This is a genomic window from Escherichia sp. TW09308, assembly GCF_000208565.1.
Taxonomy (GTDB): Bacteria; Pseudomonadota; Gammaproteobacteria; order Enterobacterales; family Enterobacteriaceae; genus Escherichia; species Escherichia marmotae.
Genome location: NZ_AEME01000001.1, coordinates 587774 through 608325, shown reverse-complemented (window position 1 = coordinate 608325; position 20552 = coordinate 587774). Strand labels below are relative to the sequence as shown.

At 47.9% G+C, this 20552-nt stretch carries 16 protein-coding genes, 1 tRNA gene and 1 pseudogene; 14 read left to right on the top strand and 4 right to left on the bottom strand.

Translation table 11 applies throughout. From position 1 onward, the window contains the following. The first annotated feature begins 96 nt into the window (after positions 1 to 96). The 9 genes and pseudogenes from cutA to lysS all read left to right on the top strand — a co-directional run bounded on the left by cutA (position 97) and on the right by lysS (position 12236). Complete coding sequence (cutA, locus tag ESM_RS0103100; RefSeq protein WP_000883397.1) at positions 97 to 435, top strand: divalent cation tolerance protein CutA; 339 nt, start codon at positions 97 to 99, stop codon at positions 433 to 435. Beyond that, positions 411 to 2108, top strand: coding sequence for a protein-disulfide reductase DsbD (gene dsbD, locus ESM_RS0103095; RefSeq protein WP_000068875.1), 1698 nt, complete (start codon positions 411 to 413; stop codon positions 2106 to 2108). Before cutA ends, dsbD begins: the two co-directional genes overlap by 25 nt. A 35-nt stretch (positions 2109 to 2143) precedes the next feature. After that, positions 2144 to 2719 (top strand): transcriptional regulator, encoded by a 576-nt coding sequence (locus ESM_RS0103090; protein WP_001188522.1) that lies wholly within the window; start codon positions 2144 to 2146, stop codon positions 2717 to 2719. Between the two features lie 106 nt (positions 2720 to 2825). After that, positions 2826 to 2901 (top strand) — tRNA-Phe (locus ESM_RS0103085). 602 nt (positions 2902 to 3503) lie between these two features. Then, entirely contained in the window at positions 3504 to 5042 is a 1539-nt protein-coding gene (gene cadC / locus ESM_RS0103080; protein ID WP_001187163.1) for a lysine decarboxylation/transport transcriptional activator CadC, read from the top strand. A gap of 363 nt (positions 5043 to 5405) precedes the next feature. Continuing rightward, entirely contained in the window at positions 5406 to 6740 is a 1335-nt protein-coding gene (gene cadB / locus ESM_RS0103075) for a cadaverine/lysine antiporter (RefSeq protein WP_000092898.1), read from the top strand. Between the two features lie 79 nt (positions 6741 to 6819). After that, positions 6820 to 8967 carry a lysine decarboxylase CadA gene (gene cadA, locus ESM_RS0103070; protein WP_001517607.1) on the top strand — a complete coding sequence of 716 codons (2148 nt, stop codon included), beginning with the start codon at positions 6820 to 6822 and terminating at the stop codon, positions 8965 to 8967. 58 nt (positions 8968 to 9025) lie between these two features. Further along, a pseudogene (gene dtpC / locus ESM_RS01000000123925) lies at positions 9026 to 10287 on the top strand (dipeptide/tripeptide permease DtpC); the annotation flags it as partial. A gap of 431 nt (positions 10288 to 10718) precedes the next feature. Beyond that, on the top strand, positions 10719 to 12236 hold the full coding sequence (gene lysS / locus ESM_RS0103060; RefSeq protein WP_001295074.1) for a lysine--tRNA ligase: 1518 nt from the start codon (positions 10719 to 10721) through the stop codon (positions 12234 to 12236). A 118-nt stretch (positions 12237 to 12354) separates the two neighbouring features. On the opposite strand, the gene ghoT is transcribed toward lysS, so the two are convergent. The 4 genes from ghoT to yjdI all read right to left on the bottom strand — a co-directional run bounded on the left by ghoT (position 12355) and on the right by yjdI (position 13593). After that, positions 12355 to 12528, bottom strand: coding sequence for a type V toxin-antitoxin system toxin GhoT (gene ghoT, locus ESM_RS01000000123920; RefSeq protein WP_001173345.1), 174 nt, complete (start codon positions 12526 to 12528; stop codon positions 12355 to 12357). Between the two features lie 26 nt (positions 12529 to 12554). Further along, positions 12555 to 12851, bottom strand: a complete 297-nt coding sequence (ghoS, locus tag ESM_RS0103050) for a type V toxin-antitoxin system endoribonuclease antitoxin GhoS (protein WP_001517605.1) — start codon at positions 12849 to 12851, stop codon at positions 12555 to 12557. Positions 12852 to 13078: 227 nt separating this feature from the next. Beyond that, the gene (locus ESM_RS0103045; RefSeq protein WP_000405652.1) at positions 13079 to 13351 is read right to left on the bottom strand and encodes a GNAT family N-acetyltransferase; all 273 of its coding nucleotides are present in this window, start codon (positions 13349 to 13351) and stop codon (positions 13079 to 13081) included. Between the two features lie 11 nt (positions 13352 to 13362). Next, positions 13363 to 13593, bottom strand: coding sequence for a 4Fe-4S mono-cluster protein YjdI (gene yjdI, locus ESM_RS0103040; RefSeq protein WP_000371696.1), 231 nt, complete (start codon positions 13591 to 13593; stop codon positions 13363 to 13365). Positions 13594 to 13771: 178 nt separating this feature from the next. Between yjdI and ESM_RS0103035 the strand changes: the two genes are divergently transcribed. The 5 genes from ESM_RS0103035 (at position 13772) to ESM_RS0103015 (ending at position 20505) form a co-directional block, all read left to right on the top strand. Then, complete coding sequence (locus tag ESM_RS0103035; RefSeq protein WP_001216442.1) at positions 13772 to 15403, top strand: sensor histidine kinase; 1632 nt, start codon at positions 13772 to 13774, stop codon at positions 15401 to 15403. Beyond that, the gene (gene dcuR, locus ESM_RS0103030; RefSeq protein ID WP_000611294.1) at positions 15400 to 16119 is read left to right on the top strand and encodes a two-component system response regulator DcuR; all 720 of its coding nucleotides are present in this window, start codon (positions 15400 to 15402) and stop codon (positions 16117 to 16119) included. Before ESM_RS0103035 ends, dcuR begins: the two co-directional genes overlap by 4 nt. Positions 16120 to 16688: 569 nt before the next feature. After that, complete coding sequence (gene dcuB, locus ESM_RS0103025) at positions 16689 to 18029, top strand: anaerobic C4-dicarboxylate transporter DcuB (RefSeq protein WP_000899515.1); 1341 nt, start codon at positions 16689 to 16691, stop codon at positions 18027 to 18029. Between the two features lie 77 nt (positions 18030 to 18106). After that, on the top strand, positions 18107 to 19753 hold the full coding sequence (fumB, locus tag ESM_RS0103020) for a class I fumarate hydratase (RefSeq protein WP_000066662.1): 1647 nt from the start codon (positions 18107 to 18109) through the stop codon (positions 19751 to 19753). A 122-nt stretch (positions 19754 to 19875) separates the two neighbouring features. Next, a complete protein-coding gene (locus ESM_RS0103015) occupies positions 19876 to 20505 on the top strand; it encodes a DUF2238 domain-containing protein (protein ID WP_000621498.1) in 630 nt (209 codons plus the stop codon). Positions 20506 to 20552 lie beyond the last annotated feature (47 nt).

The following is a 20552-nucleotide window of genomic DNA, read 5'->3' as shown; positions in this document are numbered from 1 at the left end:
CACGCCCCGCTTTCTTTCCCACCGACTAACATCCTTCCCTCGTCCGTTGTATAGTGACCTCTCTCTTGCGGTTCCATCTGTTCTAGCGAGGTGTTTATGCTTGATGAAAAAAGTTCGAATACCGCGTCTGTCGTGGTGCTGTGTACCGCGCCGGATGAAGCGACAGCCCAGGATCTGGCTGCCAAAGCGCTGGCAGAAAAACTGGCAGCCTGCGCAACCCTGCTCCCCGGTGCAACCTCTCTCTATTACTGGGAGGGTAAGCTGGAACAGGAATATGAAGTACAGATGATCTTAAAAACCGATAAAGCTCACCAGCAGGCACTGCTGGAATGCCTGAAGGCTCATCATCCTTATCAAACACCTGAACTTCTGGTTTTACCTGTTACACATGGAGACACAGATTACCTCTCATGGCTCAACGCATCTTTACGCTGATCCTGCTATTTTGCAGCACTTCCGTTTTTGCCGGATTATTCGACGCGCCTGGACGTTCCCAATTCGTCCCCGCGGATCAAGCCTTTGCTTTTGATTTTCAGCAAAACCAGCATGACCTTAATCTGAGCTGGCAGATCAAAGACGGTTATTACCTCTACCGTAAACAGATCCGTATTACGCCTGAACAGGCGAAGATTGCCGACGTGCAACTGCCGTCAGGTGTCTGGCATGAAGATGAGTTTTACGGCAAAAGCGAGATTTACCGTGGGCGGCTGACGCTTCCCGTTACCATCAATCAGGCGGGTGCTGGTGCGACGTTGACGATTACTTACCAGGGATGCGCCGACGCCGGTTTCTGTTATCCGCCAGAAACTAAAATAGTGCCGTTAAGCGAAGTGCTCACCAACAACGCGGCGCCACAACCTGCGCCAGTTCCGCAGCAAGAGCAACCCGCCGCGCAACTGCCCTTTTCTGCACTCTGGGCGCTGTTGATCGGTATCGGCATCGCCTTCACACCATGCGTGCTGCCGATGTACCCGCTGATTTCCGGCATCGTACTGGGCGGTAAACAGCGGCTATCCACCGCCAGAGCATTGCTGCTGACCTTTATTTATGTTCAGGGGATGGCGCTGACTTACACGGCACTGGGTCTGGTGGTTGCCGCCGCGGGATTACAGTTCCAGGCGGCGCTACAGCATCCTTACGTGCTTATCGGCCTCGCTATCGTCTTTACCTTGCTGGCGATGTCGATGTTTGGCTTGTTTACCCTGCAACTTCCCTCTTCCCTACAAACACGCCTCACGCTGATGAGTAATCGCCAGCAAGGCGGCTCGCCTGGCGGTGTGTTTGTTATGGGCGCAATTGCCGGATTGATCTGTTCACCATGCACTACCGCGCCACTTAGCGCGATTCTGCTGTATATCGCCCAAAGCGGGAACATGTGGCTGGGCGGCGGTACACTTTATCTCTATGCGCTGGGCATGGGACTACCGCTGATACTCATTACTGTCTTCGGCAACCGTCTGCTGCCGAAAAGCGGTCCGTGGATGGAACAGGTCAAAACCGCGTTTGGTTTTGTAATCCTGGCGCTGCCGGTCTTCCTGCTGGAGCGGGTGATTGGCGATGCCTGGGGATTACGCTTGTGGTCGGCGCTTGGCGTCGCGTTCTTTGGCTGGGCGTTTGTCTCCAGCTTACAAGCCAAACGCGGCTGGATGCGCATGGTACAAATTATCCTGCTGGCAGCCGCGCTGGTAAGCGTGCGCCCACTCCAGGATTGGGCGTTTGGCGCGACGAGCACGGCACAATCTCAGACCCATCTCAACTTTAAAAAAATCAAAACAGTAGATGAGTTAAATCAGGCGCTCGTTGCAGCCAAAGGCAAACCGGTAATGCTAGATCTCTATGCCGACTGGTGCGTCGCCTGTAAAGAGTTCGAAAAAAACACCTTCAGTGACCCGCAGGTGCAAAAAGCGTTAGCAGACACGGTATTACTTCAGGCCAACGTCACTGCCAACGACGCACAAGATGTGGCGCTGTTAAAACATCTAAATGTCCTTGGCCTACCGACGATTCTGTTTTTTGACGGACAAGGTCAGGAGCATCCACAAGCACGAGTCACGGGCTTTATGGATGCAGAAACCTTCAGCGCACATTTGCACGATCGCCAACCGTGAACGACACTTCAGAGGGAAAGACGGAGGAAAATAGCGTGCAACGTGAAGATGTACTGGGAGAAGCCCTGAAATTATTAGAGTTACAAGGGATTGCTAACACTACGCTGGAGATGGTTGCTGAACGAGTGGATTATCCGTTGGAAGCGCTCCAGCGTTTCTGGCCAGACAAAGAGGCCATCCTCTACGATGCGCTGCGCTATCTTAGCCAACAGATAGATGTCTGGCGTCGTCAACTGATGCTGGATGAAACGCAGTCTGCTGAACAAAAGCTGCTGGCGCGTTATCAGGCATTATCAGAATGCGTTAAAAACAACCGCTATCCGGGCTGTCTGTTTATCGCTGCCTGCACGTTTTATCCCGATCCCGACCACCCTATCCATCAACTGGCCGATCAGCAAAAAAGCGCGGCGTATGATTTCACCCACGAACTGTTAACCACCCTGGAAGTTGACGACCCGGCAATGGTGGCAAAGCAGATGGAACTGGTGCTGGAAGGGTGTTTAAGTCGCATGCTGGTGAATCGCAGCCAGGCGGATGTCGACACCGCACACCGACTGGCGGAAGATATCCTGCGCTTCGCCCGCTGTCGTCAGGGCGGGGCACTGACCTGACAGAAATACAGAAAACAAGCGATTTGCCGCAAACTTAAGCAATTGAATCGTTTTTACTGAAATTAGGTTGACGAGATGTGCAGATTACGGTTTAATGCGCCCCGTTGCCCGGATAGCTCAGTCGGTAGAGCAGGGGATTGAAAATCCCCGTGTCCTTGGTTCGATTCCGAGTCCGGGCACCAAATTCATATAAACGGACCTCCACAGAGGTCCGTTTTTCGTTTCAGGACGCCACAATTTAAGCGTTCTGCCTCCAAATCAATTCTGCCGAACTCAACCCGATTCTCCCCCACATCACCAGCATTTTGCGGGTATATCCCGGTTCGAGAAAATTTGTCCCTAAGCTATAGCACTGACTGACGCGAAATGTCGCGCGGCCCCGTAATGCTGTTGAACGTCAAATGACGTCATCAGGAGCGTAATGCATCCATAAACAGAACGCCGACTGATGAGATTCTGAATGCGAACAAAGAAAAATGTATCAGTCCGTTTGCTCATGCAAAGACTAACAATCCATTAAAATAGTAAGCGCTTCGGGCCATTTTCCGGGAATTATTTTCTGAACATTTTTCTTTGGCAAAGATGATGAATTTTGATGGTAAGGCAAATTACTTCTGGTTCTCATTAAAGTTCTTTCGTAAGGCTATGTAATCAAGAAGTTTATGGCTGGTAAGAATAACGTATTCTATTCACCAATAATATGTAAAGACATTCATCAATAGATGGTAAAAATAGGTTATGGCAATTATCATTGGGCCAGTCCCTTTTCGAGTGAGTTTCTATTATGCAACAACCTGTAGTTCGCGTTGGCGAATGGCTTGTTACTCCGTCCATAAACCAAATAAGTCGCAACGGGCGTCAACTAACCCTGGAGCCACGATTAATCGATCTTCTGGTTTTCTTTGCTCAACATAGTGGTGAAGTACTTAGTAGAGATGAACTTATCGATAATGTGTGGAAGAGGAGTATCGTCACCAATCACGTTGTAACACAGAGTATCTCAGAACTGCGTAAGTCATTAAAAGATAATGATGAAGATAGTCCTGTCTATATCGCTACTGTACCGAAGCGCGGTTATAAATTAATGGTTCCGGTTATATGGTGCAGCGAAGAGGAAGGGGAGGAAATGATGTTATCTTCGTCTCCTCCTATACCAGAGGCGACTCCTGACACAGATCCCCCCATCCACAGTCCAGATATCCAATACCCCCCAAAGCCACCTGAACATCCCCCAGTTAGATGCAAACGATTAACTGCCTTTTGGGTATGGTTTTTTTTCCTGTTGTCGTTAGGTATCTGTGTCGTACTCGTGGCATTCTCCAGCCTGGAAACGCGTCTTCCTTTGAGTAAATCGCGTATTTTGCTCAATCCACGCGATATTGACATTAATATGGTGAATAACAGTTGTAACAATTGGACTTCTCCGTATCAGCGCTCTTACGCGATAGGTGTGGGCGATTTGGTGGCTACGTCACTTAATACCTTCTCCACCTTTATGGTGCATGACAAAATTAACTACAACATTGATGAACCGAGCAGCTCTGGTAAAACGTTATCTATTGCATTTGTTAATCAACGCCAATACCGCGCTCAGCAGTGCTTTATGTCGGTGAAATTGGTAGACAATGCAGATGGTTCAACCATGCTGGATAAACGTTATGTCATCACTAACGGTAACCAGTTGGCAATTCAAAATGATTTACTTGAGAGTTTATCAAAGGCATTGAATCAACCGTGGCCACAACGAATGCAGGAGATGTTCCAACAAATATTGCCTCATCGAGGTGCTTTATTAACTAATTTTTATCAAGCGCATGATTATTTAATGCATGGTGATGAAAAATCATTGAACCGTGCCAGTGAATTATTAGGTGAGATTATTGAATCATCTCCTGAATTTATCTATGCGAGAGCAGAAAAAGCATTAGTTGATATAGTACGTCATTCTCAGCACCCTTTAGATGAAAAACAATTAGCAGCACTGAATACAGAAATTGATAACATTGCTACAATGCCGGGCATGAATAATCTAGCCATTTTCTATCAAATAAAAGCTGTCAGTGCCCTGGAAAATGGAAAAATAGAGGAGTCGTATCAGGCGATAAATACTGGAATTGATCTTGAAATGTCCTGGCTAAACTATGTGTTGCTTGGCAAAGTTTACGAAATGAAGGGGATGAACCGTGAAGCTGCTGATGCATATCTCACAGCCTTTAATTTACGTCCTGGTACAAACACCCTTTACTGGATTGAAAATGGTATATTCCAGACTTCTGTTCCTTATGTTGTTCCTTATCTCGACAAATTTCTCGCTTCAGAATAAGTGACTCCCGCGTTGATTCATGCACGGGAATACTTGGTGTTGAATTTTTGTGTGTTTTTATTGGTATAATATGTTGCGGCATTTTATTTGTCGCATAACTTTTACTACATAATTTTAACCACAAGTCTGCACATAACCCATTGTAAACATTAAATGTTTATCTTTTCATGATATCAACTTGCGATTCTTATCTGTTAATGGAGAGCTCAAATTCTCACTTACATAAACTTTTGTATTATTTCACCTAATCTTTAGGATTAATCTTTTTTTTTGAGTAATCTTGTCGCCAGTTTGGTCTGGTCAGTAAATAGTTACGCATCATGACCCGGACTCCAAATTCAAAAATGAAATTAGGAGAAGAGCATGAGTTCTGCCAAGAAGATCGGGCTATTTGCCTGTACCGGTGTTGTTGCCGGTAATATGATGGGGAGCGGTATTGCATTATTACCTGCGAACCTTGCAAGTATCGGTGGTATTGCTATCTGGGGTTGGATTATCTCTATTATTGGTGCAATGTCGTTGGCTTATGTATATGCCCGACTGGCAACAAAAAACCCGCAACAAGGTGGCCCAATTGCTTATGCCGGAGAAATTTCTCCTGCATTTGGTTTTCAGACAGGTGTTCTTTATTACCATGCTAACTGGATTGGTAACCTGGCGATTGGTATTACCGCTGTATCTTATCTTTCCACCTTCTTCCCGGTATTAAATGATCCTGTCCCGGCGGGTATCGCCTGTATTGCTATCGTCTGGATATTTACCTTTGTAAATATGCTCGGCGGTACCTGGGTAAGCCGTTTAACCACTATTGGTCTGGTGCTGGTTCTTATTCCTGTAGTTATGACTGCTATTGTTGGCTGGCATTGGTTTGATACTGCAACTTATGCAGCTAACTGGAACACTGCTAATACCACTGATGGCCATGCGATCATTAAAAGTATTCTGCTCTGCCTGTGGGCCTTTGTGGGTGTGGAATCCGCAGCGGTAAGTACGGGTATGGTTAAAAACCCGAAACGTACCGTTCCACTGGCAACCATGCTGGGTACTGGTTTAGCAGGTATTGTTTATATTGCTGCAACTCAAGTGCTTTCCGGTATGTATCCGTCTTCTGTAATGGCAGCTTCCGGTGCTCCGTTTGCAATCAGTGCTTCTACTATCCTGGGTAACTGGGCTGCGCCGCTGGTTTCTGCATTCACCGCCTTTGCATGCCTGACGTCTCTGGGTTCCTGGATGATGCTGGTAGGCCAGGCAGGTGTGCGTGCCGCTAACGACGGTAACTTCCCGAAAGTTTATGGCGAAGTCGACAGCAACGGTATTCCGAAAAAAGGTCTGCTGCTGGCTGCTGTGAAAATGACTGCCCTGATGATCCTGATCACCCTGATGAACTCTGCCGGTGGTAAAGCATCTGACCTGTTTGGTGAACTGACCGGTATCGCAGTACTGCTGACTATGCTGCCGTACTTCTACTCTTGCGTTGACCTGATTCGTTTTGAAGGCGTTAACATCCGCAACTTTGTCAGCCTGATCTGCTCTGTACTGGGTTGCGTGTTCTGCTTCATCGCTCTGATGGGGGCAAGCTCCTTCGAGCTGGCAGGAACCTTCATCGTCAGCTTGATTATCCTGATGTTCTACGCTCGCAAAATGCACGAGCGCCAGAGCCACTCAATGGATAACCACACTGCATCTAACGCACATTAATTAAAAGTATTTTCCGAGGCTCCTCCTTTCATTTTGTCCCATGTGTTGGGAGGGGCCTTCTTTACCTGGAGATATGACTATGAACGTTATTGCAATATTGAATCACATGGGGGTTTATTTTAAAGAAGAACCCATCCGTGAACTTCATCGCGCGCTTGAACGTCTGAACTTCCAGATTGTTTACCCGAACGACCGTGACGACTTATTAAAATTGATCGAAAACAATGCGCGTCTGTGCGGTGTTATTTTTGACTGGGATAAATATAATCTCGAGCTGTGCGAAGAAATTAGCAAAATGAACGAGAACCTGCCGTTGTACGCGTTCGCTAATACGTATTCCACTCTCGATGTAAGCCTGAACGATCTGCGTTTACAGATTAGCTTCTTTGAATATGCGCTGGGTGCTGCTGATGATATTGCTAACAAGATCAAGCAGACCACTGACGAATATATCAACACTATTCTGCCTCCGCTGACCAAAGCACTGTTTAAATATGTTCGTGAAGGTAAATATACTTTCTGTACTCCTGGTCACATGGGCGGTACTGCATTCCAGAAAAGCCCGGTAGGTAGCCTGTTCTATGATTTCTTTGGTCCGAACACCATGAAATCTGATATTTCCATTTCAGTATCTGAACTGGGTTCTCTGCTGGATCACAGCGGTCCACACAAAGAAGCAGAACAGTATATCGCCCGCGTATTTAACGCAGACCGCAGCTACATGGTGACTAACGGTACTTCCACGGCCAACAAAATTGTCGGTATGTACTCGGCTCCGGCAGGCAGCACCATTCTGATTGACCGTAACTGCCACAAATCGCTGACCCATCTGATGATGATGAGCGATGTTACACCAATCTATTTCCGCCCGACCCGTAACGCTTACGGTATTCTTGGTGGTATCCCACAGAGTGAATTCCAGCACGCTACCATTGCTAAGCGCGTTAAAGAAACACCAAACGCAACCTGGCCGGTACATGCCGTAATTACTAACTCTACCTATGATGGTCTGCTGTACAACACCGACTTCATCAAGAAAACACTGGATGTAAAATCCATCCACTTTGACTCCGCATGGGTGCCTTACACCAACTTCTCTCCAATTTACGAAGGTAAATGTGGTATGAGCGGTGGCCGTGTAGAAGGGAAAGTGATTTATGAAACCCAGTCCACTCACAAACTGCTGGCGGCATTCTCTCAGGCTTCCATGATCCACGTTAAAGGTGATGTAAACGAAGAAACCTTTAACGAAGCCTACATGATGCACACCACCACCTCTCCGCACTACGGTATCGTGGCCTCCACTGAAACCGCTGCGGCGATGATGAAAGGTAATGCCGGTAAGCGTCTGATCAACGGTTCCATTGAACGTGCGATCAAGTTCCGTAAAGAGATCAAACGCCTGAGAACGGAATCTGATGGCTGGTTCTTTGATGTATGGCAGCCGGATCATATCGATACCACTGAATGCTGGCCGCTGCGTTCTGACAGCACCTGGCACGGCTTCAAAAACATCGATAATGAACACATGTATCTTGACCCGATCAAAGTCACCCTGCTGACTCCGGGGATGGAAAAAGACGGCACCATGAGCGAGTTCGGTATTCCGGCCAGCATCGTGGCGAAATACCTCGACGAACATGGAATCGTTGTTGAGAAGACCGGTCCGTATAACCTGCTGTTCCTGTTCAGCATCGGTATCGATAAGACCAAAGCACTGAGCCTGCTGCGTGCTCTGACTGACTTCAAACGTGCGTTCGACCTGAACCTGCGTGTGAAAAACATGCTGCCGTCTCTGTATCGTGAAGATCCTGAATTCTATGAAAACATGCGTATTCAGGAACTGGCGCAGAATATCCACAAACTGATTGTTCACCACAATCTGCCGGATCTGATGTATCGCGCATTTGAAGTTCTGCCGACGATGGTAATGACTCCGTATGCTGCGTTCCAGAAAGAGCTGCACGGTATGACCGAAGAAGTTTACCTCGACGAAATGGTAGGTCGTATTAACGCTAATATGATCCTTCCGTATCCGCCGGGAGTTCCTCTGGTAATGCCGGGTGAAATGATCACCGAAGAAAGCCGTCCGGTTCTGGAGTTCCTGCAGATGCTGTGTGAAATCGGCGCTCACTATCCGGGCTTTGAAACCGACATTCACGGTGCATACCGTCAGGCTGATGGCCGCTATACCGTTAAGGTATTGAAAGAAGAAAACAAAAAATAATTAGCTCGTACAAGGGAAGTGGCTTGCCACTTCCCTTTTTTGCTCATAAGGAGAACACATGAAAACACCCTCACAGCCGCGCGCGATATACTATATCGTGGCGATCCAGATCTGGGAGTACTTCAGTTTTTACGGCATGCGTGCCTTACTCATTCTCTATCTCACCCATCAGCTTGGTTTTGATGATAACCATGCCATCAGCCTGTTCAGCGCATATGCATCTCTGGTTTATGTTACCCCTATTCTCGGCGGCTGGCTTGCCGACCGCCTGCTCGGCAACCGCACTGCAGTAATTGCCGGCGCGCTGTTAATGACCCTTGGCCATGTGGTACTGGGCATTGATACAAATTCAACCTTTAGCCTGTATCTGGCGCTGGCAATCATTATTTGTGGTTACGGTTTATTCAAATCAAACATTAGCTGTTTACTTGGCGAGCTCTATGACGCGGACGATCATCGACGTGATGGTGGTTTTTCGCTGCTATATGCCGCGGGCAATATCGGTTCTATCGCGCCCCCATCGCCTGTGGCCTGGCTGCACAGTGGTATGGTTGGCATGTTGGCTTTGCCCTTGCGGGCGGTGGCATGTTTATCGGTTTGTTGATATTCCTGAGTGGTCATCATCATTTCCAATCCACGCGAGGTATGGATAAAAAAGCGCTCACTCGCGTGAAGTTTGCCTTGCCGGTATGGAGTTGGTTGGTGGTGATGCTCTGTTTAGCCCCGGTATTTTTTACCCTATTGCTGGAAAACGACTGGTCCGGATATTTGCTGGCGATCGTTTGCCTTATTGCTGCACAAATCATTGCCCGCATGATGATCAAATTCCCCGAACACCGCCGTGCTCTTTGGCAAATTGTATTGTTGATGTTTGTCGGGACGTTGTTCTGGGTACTGGCACAACAGGGCGGCAGTACCATCAGCTTGTTTATCGATCGCTTTGTGAATCGTCAGGCATTCAATATTGAAGTACCTACTGCGCTATTCCAGTCGGTGAATGCAATTGCGGTGATGCTCGCTGGGGTTGTACTTGCCTGGCTGGCGTCGCCAGAAAGCCGCGGCAACTCAACATTGCGCGTCTGGCTGAAGTTTGCCTTTGGCTTACTGCTGATGGCTTGTGGCTTTATGTTGCTGGCATTTGATGCCCGACATGCAGCGGCTGGCGGTCAAGCGTCAATGGGCGTGATGATATCCGGGTTGGCGCTAATGGGCTTTGCCGAACTCTTTATTGATCCGGTGGCGATTGCGCAAATCACGCGCCTGAAAATGTCTGGCGTATTAACCGGTATTTATATGCTGGCAACAGGCGCGGTCGCCAACTGGCTGGCAGGCGTAGTGGCACAACAGACGACAGAGTCGCAAATTAGCGGTATGGCAATTGCAGCTTACCAGCGATTCTTTTCCCAGATGGGAGAGTGGACGTTGGCTTGTGTCGCGATCATCGTGGTATTGGCCTTTGCTACCCGATTTCTGTTTAGCACGCCGACCAATATGATACAGGAAAGCAACGATTAACTGCCGTGAAAACAATTGGTTATGAATCAATTGACTTTTAGTTAATCACACTAGCAAATCAAGATTAATAAGATATTTAAACTATTTTTATGATTATTTATTAGTGATATCAACTTGAGGTGAGCGTTGGTTTCGATAAGATAAACTGAGTTATTAATAGTCGAGGCAGATAATACAGTGTACCGATCTGTCTCTTTATCTACGCTAAATTGAAAGCTGGATTTAGAGGAACCAAAATGTCTGAACAAGAAACACGGGGAGCCAATGAGGCTATTGATTTTAATGATGAACTGAGAAATCGTCGCGAAAAACTGGCAGCACTGCGTCAGCAAGGTGTGGCGTTTCCCAATGATTTTCGCCGCGACCATACCTCTGACCAGTTGCACGAGGAATTTGATGCGAAGGATAACCAGGAACTGGAATCCTTAAACATTGAAGTCTCGGTTGCTGGCCGAATGATGACCCGTCGCATCATGGGGAAAGCCTCCTTTGTAACGTTGCAGGATGTAGGTGGCCGTATTCAACTGTACGTTGCGCGAGATAGCCTGCCAGAAGGTGTTTATAACGACCAGTTTAAAAAATGGGATTTGGGTGACATTATCGGCGCACGCGGTACGCTGTTTAAGACACAAACTGGCGAGCTTTCCATTCACTGTACTGAGTTACGCCTGCTGACTAAGGCACTGCGTCCCTTGCCAGATAAATTTCATGGCTTACAGGACCAGGAAGTCCGTTATCGTCAACGTTATCTGGACCTGATCGCTAACGATAAATCCCGTCAAACTTTTGTTGTTCGTTCAAAAATTCTGGCCGCTATCCGCCAGTTCATGGTCGCTCGTGGGTTTATGGAAGTAGAAACCCCGATGATGCAGGTAATTCCAGGTGGGGCATCTGCTCGCCCATTTATTACCCATCACAATGCTCTTGATTTGGATATGTACCTGCGTATTGCGCCAGAGTTGTATCTGAAACGCCTGGTTGTAGGTGGTTTTGAACGAGTATTCGAAATCAACCGTAACTTCCGTAATGAAGGTATTTCTGTTCGTCATAATCCTGAGTTCACGATGATGGAGCTCTACATGGCGTATGCGGATTACCACGATTTGATTGAACTGACGGAGTCACTGTTCCGCACCCTGGCACAAGAGGTACTGGGTACAACTAAAGTCACTTATGGTGAGCATGTGTTTGATTTTGGCAAACCGTTTGAAAAACTCACCATGCGCGAAGCAATCAAAAAATATCGTCCAGAAACCGATATGGCAGACCTGGATAATTTTGATGCCGCTAAAGCATTAGCCGAATCTATCGGTATTACGGTAGAGAAAAGCTGGGGGCTGGGACGTATTGTCACCGAAATCTTTGATGAAGTGGCAGAAGCACATCTGATTCAGCCAACCTTTATTACTGAGTATCCGGCGGAAGTGTCGCCGCTGGCGCGCCGTAATGATGTTAACCCGGAAATCACCGACCGTTTTGAATTCTTCATCGGTGGTCGTGAAATCGGTAATGGTTTTAGCGAATTAAACGACGCAGAAGATCAGGCAGAACGTTTCCAGGAGCAGGTTAACGCTAAAGCTGCAGGTGACGACGAAGCCATGTTCTACGATGAAGATTACGTTACTGCGCTGGAATATGGTCTGCCGCCAACCGCTGGTTTAGGTATTGGTATCGACCGAATGATTATGCTGTTTACTAACAGTCATACTATCCGCGACGTTATTCTCTTCCCGGCTATGCGCCCACAGAAATAAGTTTTACTTTAATGAACGAAGCAGCCTGGTGACTGCTTCGTTCGTCGTTCCGCAAGTCCAGCTTTGAGGAGAGACGCTTCGTTTCAAGATAACCAGCGGGTCCACTCAACTACAGCTCCTAAAAGAGAGAAAAAAGTAATGCCACGGGCAGGCTCATTGGCCAGGTTATTCCTACCAGGAATGCACTAAGTAAACGAATATGTGTTTTCTCATGTGAGAGAAACCAGATAATGACAAAGGATATGTTCACACCAATCACATAAAAAATTAATATTTTAGAGAATAGTGCCATTTTGAATATCTTCTTATCCTTCCCATCTATTTGTAGAACTGACGGAAATAGTCATCGACTATCATAATGTTGAGGTCAAAATCAATATCTGGTAAGTCTAAGCATTTGAGCCTGATTAAATCTTCAATTTCACTTGCGGCTAATGATGTCGTTATTGCGAAAGCATTCTCATTCAATTGTCGTGGTATTCCATATTCATCAGCAACTATAGAGGAGAAATCCATATCATACATTAACGACCTTAACCTTAAGAAAACTGAGTAATAAGATGATGGATAATCAAAAGAAACAACGTAAGTTTTGAACCTGTTTATACCTTCCATAAAATGACTCCTATCAATATTATACGCCCTGGGGGTGCAAAGTTTATTAACCCCGATTGATGATTCTCATATAGGAGATATTCTTTTTTTTTTGCTCAATAGAGGGGATGATTTGGGACAAAAAAACGCTCTCTCTGACCATTATTTGTGCATCCCCCTACCCTTCAGATACTCTCCTGAATGACGTTACGCAGAACATGAAAATATCATTACTCCACACTCTCCCATCAGTTACGAATATCATCATACTCACGCGTTTTATCAAATTCGTGTTTCGCAAACGGACACAGCGGGATAATTTTTCGTTTCTCCCGGCGCATTTTTTCCACGACTTTTGCCACCAGTTGTTTACCAATCCCCTGCCCTTTCAAACTTTCATCAACATCGGTATGTTCGATAATGGCTAAATTTTCTCCGGTTGGCACAAAGACAATTTCTGCTATTTGCTTTCCCTGCGCATCATTAATATAAAAATTATTATGGCCCTCACGTATTTCCATTTTTCCCTCGCTTATTTATGACGGTATTTCAGTGCGCCACTTGGGCACGTATCAATAACGTTCACTACGGTAGCGACGTCAACTTCATCCGGCATAATCCACGGCTTACGTTTGAGATTAAATAACTTGCCGTTGCCACGTACGCAGTTGCCGGAATGCTGACACATCGCGGTGTTGAACCAGACATCTATCTTTTCGCCGGTATAGCAGCGATAACCATCATCCAGTAGAGCTTGATCCATGACCTTCCCCCATCAAAAGTATGGTTTTCGCTATAAGCATAGCTCCCGAATCGCCAGACGACACTGGCAGTTTCAATGACCAGCTCCTCTGCTCCAAATAGCCAATCCCCCTTACTCCCTTTGAATTACCCGCATCATCAGGGATAATGCTTAGGAAATTTGTCATACAAGGAAGCTGATGAGACATTCACTGCCCTGCCGCATGTTACGCAAACGTCCGATGAAACTCAGTACCACGGTGATCTTAATGGTCAGCGCAGTGCTGTTCTCGGTGTTGCTGGTAGTGCATCTGATTTACTTCTCGCAGATCAGCGATATGACGCGTGACGGACTAGCCAACAAGGCGCTGGCTGTGGCGCGAACCCTTGCTGACTCGCCGGAAATCCGCCGGGGCTTACAAAAAACACCGCAGGAGAGCGGTATCCAGGCCATCGCTGAAGATGTACGCAAACGGAACGATCTGCTGTTTATTGTCATTACCGATATGCAAAGTCTTCGCTACTCACACCCTGAAGCCCCGCGAATTGGTCAGCCATTTAAAGGTGATGACATCCTTAAAGCTTTGAACGGCGAGGAAAATGTTGCTATTAATCACGGTTTTCTGGCGCAAGCCTTACGCGTATTTACCCCTGTCTACGACGAAAATCATAAACAGATCGGCGTGGTGGCGATTGGTCTGGAGTTAAGCCGTGTAACACAGCAGATCAATGACAGCCGCTGGAGCATTATCTGGTCAATTTTATTCGGTGTGCTGGTTGGCGGTCTGGGCACCTGGATACTGGTCAAAGTACTTAAGCGCATCCTGTTCGGCCTGGAACCCTACGAAATCTCTACTCTGTTTGAGCAACGCCAGGCAATGCTGCAATCGATCAAGGAAGGCGTCGTTGCCGTGGACGCTCGTGGCGAAGTCACACTAATTAATGATGCCGCGCAAGAACTGCTCAACTACCACAAATCGCAGGATGACGAAAAGTTATCGACACTTAGTCAGGCATGGTCGCAGGTAGTTGATGTCTCGGAAGTGTTACGCGACGGCACGCCGCGACGAGATGAAGAGGTGACCGTTAAAGACAGACTCTTACTGATCAACACCGTTCCGGTGCGCAGTAATGGCATTATCATCGGAGCCATCTCTACCTTCAGAGACAAAACAGAAGTTCGTAAGCTGATGCAACGGTTGGACGGTCTGGTCAACTATGCCGATGCCCTTCGTGAACGATCCCACGAATTTATGAACAAATTGCACGTGATTCTCGGATTATTGCATCTGAAGAGTTATAAGCAGTTGGAAGATTACATTCTCAAAACAGCCAACAACTATCAGGAAGAGATTGGCTCTCTGCTGGGTAAGATCAAATCTCCGGTTATCGCTGGTTTTTTAATCAGCAAGATTAACCGTGCGACCGATTTAGGCCATACGCTGATTTTAAACAGTGAAAGCCAGTTGCCAGACAGTGGTAGTGAAGATCAGGTCGCGACGCTAATTACCACGCTGGGAAACCTGATAGAAAACGCGCTGGAGGCATTAGGGCCGCAACCTGGTGGCGAAATCAGCGTCACGTTACACTACCGTCACGGCTTGCTGCACTGTGAAATTAACGATGATGGGCCGGGGATTCCCCCCGATAAAATCGATCACATTTTTGACAAAGGTGTCTCGACAAAAGGAAGCGAACGAGGCATCGGTCTGGCACTTGTCAAACAACAGGTTGAAAATCTCGGCGGCAGCATTGCCGTGGAATCAGAACCCGGAATTTTCACACAATTTTTTGTCCAATTACCCTGGGATGGGGAGAGGTCGAGCAAATGATTAATGTATTAATTATCGATGACGACGCAATGGTAGCGGAACTAAATCGCCGCTATGTCGCACAGATACCGGGCTTTCAGTGCTGCGGCACCGCCTCTACGCTTGAGAAAGCCAAAGAGATTATCTTCAACAGCGACACCTCCATCGACCTGATATTACTCGATATCTATATGCAAAAAGAGAATGGACTCGATTTACTGCCCGCCCTGCACAACGCTCACTGCAAAAGCGATGTGATTGTCATCTCTTCCGCTGCCGATGCCGCAACTATTAAAGATTCACTACATTACGGCGTCGTTGATTACCTGATCAAACCCTTCCAGGCATCACGTTTTGAAGAGGCACTCACCGGCTGGCGACAAAAAAAAATGGCGCTGGAGAAGCAGCAGTATTACGACCAGGCGGAACTGGACCAGCTAATTCATGGCAGTTCATCCAACGAACAGGATACGCGTCGTCTGCCGAAAGGCTTAACGCCACAGACTTTACGCACGCTGTGCCAGTGGATTGACGCTCATCAGGACTATGAGTTTTCAACCGACGAGTTGGCCAACGAGGTTAACATCTCACGCGTTTCGTGCCGTAAATATTTGATCTGGCTGGTGAATTGCCACATCTTAGTTACCAGCATCCATTATGGTGTCACTGGTCGTCCGGTTTATCGTTACCGTATTCAGGCAGAGCATTACTCATTACTGAAGCAATATTGTCAATAAAGCGTTATTCGTTATCTGGAAGTAACAATTATTGTAGTAACGCAAACCAGCACTGGCACAAGTTACATCCCCTATCAGTAAAACTTGTGCCAGATCAAATATAATTTCCCTTCTTCAGTCCAGCAAATTAATATCCTTTCGGATAAATAGAGTTTTTAATTTCAAAACGCTAACAAAAGTTAATTAACTATTATGTTACCTGCATTATGTGTATTTTTACCCACAAATAGGTAGATCAGAATAATCTATAAACTTAATGACATCTTCCTGTAGAACAAAAACAGACAGATAAATATCAACAAGATAGCAAACAAACAAGTCATTAACATCTGCAAAACATAAACGATAAACCCATCGCCAGAGAGTATTTCTCTCTGAAAAAGTCACTTATCACAGTGCATAAATTTTCTGCTGTTTTAATCAGCCAATATTTACTGTGAAGTATTTACTCAAGCCAGTAACGACCAAACGGATATTTAGTCAGGCTCTGAAAACAGTTCATCCAAAACAGAACGTGACTGTGATCTATTCGACAAGAATTTAAATGGGATTATCGCGAGGGTTCACACATGTTATTTACTATCCAACTTATCATAATACTGATATGTCTGTTTTATGGTGCCAGAAAGGGCGGTATCGCGCTGGGGTTATTAGGCGGTATCGGCCTGGTCATTCTGGTCTTCGTCTTCCACCTTCAGCCGGGTAAACCCCCCGTTGATGTAATGCTGGTCATCATCGCGGTGGTGGCGGCATCTGCGACCTTGCAAGCCTCTGGCGGCCTTGACGTCATGCTGCAAATTGCCGAAAAACTGCTGCGCCGCAACCCGAAATATGTCTCCATTGTCGCGCCGTTTGTCACCTGTATACTGACCATTCTTTGCGGTACTGGCCACGTGGTCTACACCATTCTACCGATCATCTATGACGTCGCCATTAAGAACAACATTCGCCCGGAACGCCCGATGGCGGCGAGTTCTATCGGCGCGCAAATGGGAATTATCGCCAGTCCGGTGTCCGTTGCGGTAGTATCACTCGTCGCAATGCTGGGTAACGTCACCTTTGACGGTCGTCATCTTGAATTCCTTGACCTGCTCGCTATCACCATCCCATCTACCTTGTTAGGAATCCTGGCGATCGGTATCTTCAGTTGGTTCCGCGGTAAAGATCTGGATAAAGACGAAGAATTCCAGAAATTCATCTCTGTACCGGAAAACCGTGAGTATGTTTACGGTGATACCGCTACGCTGCTGGATAAAAAACTGCCGAAAAGCAACTGGCTGGCAATGTGGATCTTCCTCGGGGCAATCGCCGTGGTCGCGCTTCTCGGTGCTGATTCAGACCTGCGTCCATCTTTTGGTGGCAAACCGCTATCAATGGTACTGGTTATTCAGATGTTTATGCTGCTGACCGGGGCGCTGATTATTATCCTGACCAAAACCAATCCCGCGTCTATCTCAAAAAACGAAGTCTTCCGTTCCGGTATGATCGCCATCGTGGCGGTGTACGGTATCGCGTGGATGGCGGAAACCATGTTCGGTGCGCATATGTCTGAAATTCAGGGCGTACTGGGCGAAATGGTGAAAGAGTATCCGTGGGCTTATGCCATTGTTCTGTTGCTGGTCTCCAAGTTTGTGAACTCCCAGGCCGCAGCGCTGGCAGCCATTGTTCCGGTTGCACTGGCGATCGGCGTTGACCCGGCATACATCGTGGCTTCAGCACCGGCTTGCTACGGTTATTACATCCTGCCGACCTATCCTAGCGACCTGGCAGCGATTCAGTTTGACCGTTCCGGAACCACCCACATCGGTCGCTTCGTCATCAACCACAGCTTCATTCTGCCAGGGTTGATTGGCGTGAGCGTATCCTGCGTCTTTGGCTGGATCTTCGCCGCGATGTACGGGTTCTTGTAATTGCACTATGCGTGCTGCCCGTCGCTGTGCGGCACGCCATTTTCGTATAACAAATACAGAGTTACAGGCTGGAAGCTATGTCAAACAAACCATTTATCTACCAGGCACCTTTCCCGATGGGGAAAGACAATACCGAATATTATCTGCTCACCTCCGATTACGTCAGCATTGCCGAATTTGACGGTGAAACCATTCTGAAAGTGGAACCAGAAGCCCTGACCCTGCTGGCGCAGCAAGCCTTCCACGACGCATCTTTCATGCTCCGTCCGGCCCACCAGAAACAGGTTGCGTCTATTCTTCACGACCCAGAAGCCAGCGAAAACGATAAGTATGTGGCGCTGCAATTCTTGAGAAACTCTGAAATCGCTGCCAAAGGCGTGCTGCCGACCTGCCAGGATACCGGCACCGCGATCATTGTCGGTAAAAAAGGTCAGCGCGTATGGACCGGCGGCGGTGATGAAGAAGCCCTGTCAAAAGGTGTCTATAACACCTATATCGAAGATAACCTGCGCTATTCACAGAACGCGCCGCTGGATATGTACAAAGAGGTTAACACCGGCACTAACCTGCCTGCGCAAATCGACCTGTACGCGGTAGATGGCGACGAGTACAAATTCCTCTGCGTTGCCAAAGGTGGCGGCTCTGCCAACAAAACGTATCTCTACCAGGAAACGAAAGCCCTGCTAACCCCCGGCAAACTGAAAAACTTCCTCGTTGAGAAAATGCGCACCCTCGGCACCGCAGCCTGCCCGCCGTACCATATCGCATTTGTGATTGGTGGAACTTCCGCTGAAACCAACCTGAAAACCGTTAAGTTAGCAAGTGCTCACTATTACGATGAACTGCCGACGGAAGGGAACGAACACGGTCAGGCATTCCGCGATGTCCAGCTTGAACAGGAACTACTGGAAGAGGCCCAGAAGCTCGGCCTCGGCGCGCAGTTTGGCGGTAAATACTTCGCCCACGACATCCGCGTGATCCGTCTGCCGCGTCACGGCGCATCCTGCCCGGTAGGTATGGGCGTCTCCTGCTCCGCTGACCGTAACATCAAAGCAAAAATCAACCGCGAAGGTATCTGGATAGAAAAACTGGAGCACAACCCAGGCCAGTACATTCCGGAAGAGCTACGTCAGGCAGGTGAAGGCGAAGCGGTGAAAGTCGACCTTAACCGTCCGATGAAAGAGATCCTCGCCCAGCTTTCGCAGTATCCGGTTTCCACCCGTTTGTCGCTCACCGGCACGATTATCGTTGGTCGCGATATTGCGCACGCTAAGCTGAAAGAACTGATCGACGCCGGTAAAGAACTGCCGCAGTACATCAAAGATCACCCGATCTACTACGCAGGTCCGGCCAAAACGCCTGCTGGTTATCCTTCCGGTTCACTTGGCCCAACTACCGCAGGACGTATGGACTCCTATGTGGATCTGCTGCAATCCCACGGCGGCAGCATGATCATGCTGGCGAAAGGTAACCGCAGTCAGCAGGTCACCGACGCTTGTCATAAACACGGCGGCTTCTACCTCGGCAGCATTGGCGGCCCGGCGGCAGTGCTGGCACAGCAGAGCATTAAGCATCTGGAATGTGTTGCCTATCCGGAGCTGGGTATGGAAGCTATCTGGAAAATCGAAGTGGAAGATTTCCCGGCGTTTATCCTGGTCGATGACAAGGGCAACGACTTCTTCCAGCAGATCGTCAATCAACAGTGCGCGAACTGCACTAAGTAACCTCTTCGGCCCGGCGCCTGGCGGTATACTGCCAGGTGATCCCCCCGGGCCACCTCTTTTGCGATTGTAATTTCACGCTTACTGGTGAATAGTCAGTATTTTCCCTGACTTGCGAACTCACCATGATCCGCACACTCAAGCCGTTAATTCTTAACACTGGCGCGTTGGCGCTAACATTCATCCTGATTTACACCGGCATTTCGGCTCATGACAAACTGACCTGGTTGATGGAAGTGACGCCAGTGATTATTGTCGTACCGTTGCTGCTTGCCACCGCCAGACGTTATCCATTAACGCCCTTGCTCTATACGCTGATTTTCTTTCACGCCATCATCCTGATGGTTGGCGGTCAGTATACCTACGCAAAAGTTCCCATCGGTTTTGAAGTGCAGGAATGGCTGGGGCTGAGTCGTAATCCGTATGACAAGCTGGGGCACTTTTTTCAGGGGCTGGTGCCTGCACTGGTGGCGCGAGAGATCCTTGTGCGTGGGATGTACGTGCGCGGACGTAAAATGGTAGCGTTTCTGGTCTGCTGCGTGGCGCTGGCGATAAGCGCAATGTATGAATTGGTTGAGTGGTGGGCAGCGTTGGCGATGGGCCAGGGCGCGGATGATTTTCTCGGCACCCAGGGCGACCAGTGGGATACGCAATCCGATATGTTCTGTGCGCTGCTGGGCGCATTAACCGCGGTGATATTCCTCGCTCGCTTTCACTGCCACCAGTTACGGCGCTATGGCTTGATAACCGGATGACAACCTGCGTTTTGTTTATGCCGGATGCGGCGTAAACGCCTTATTTT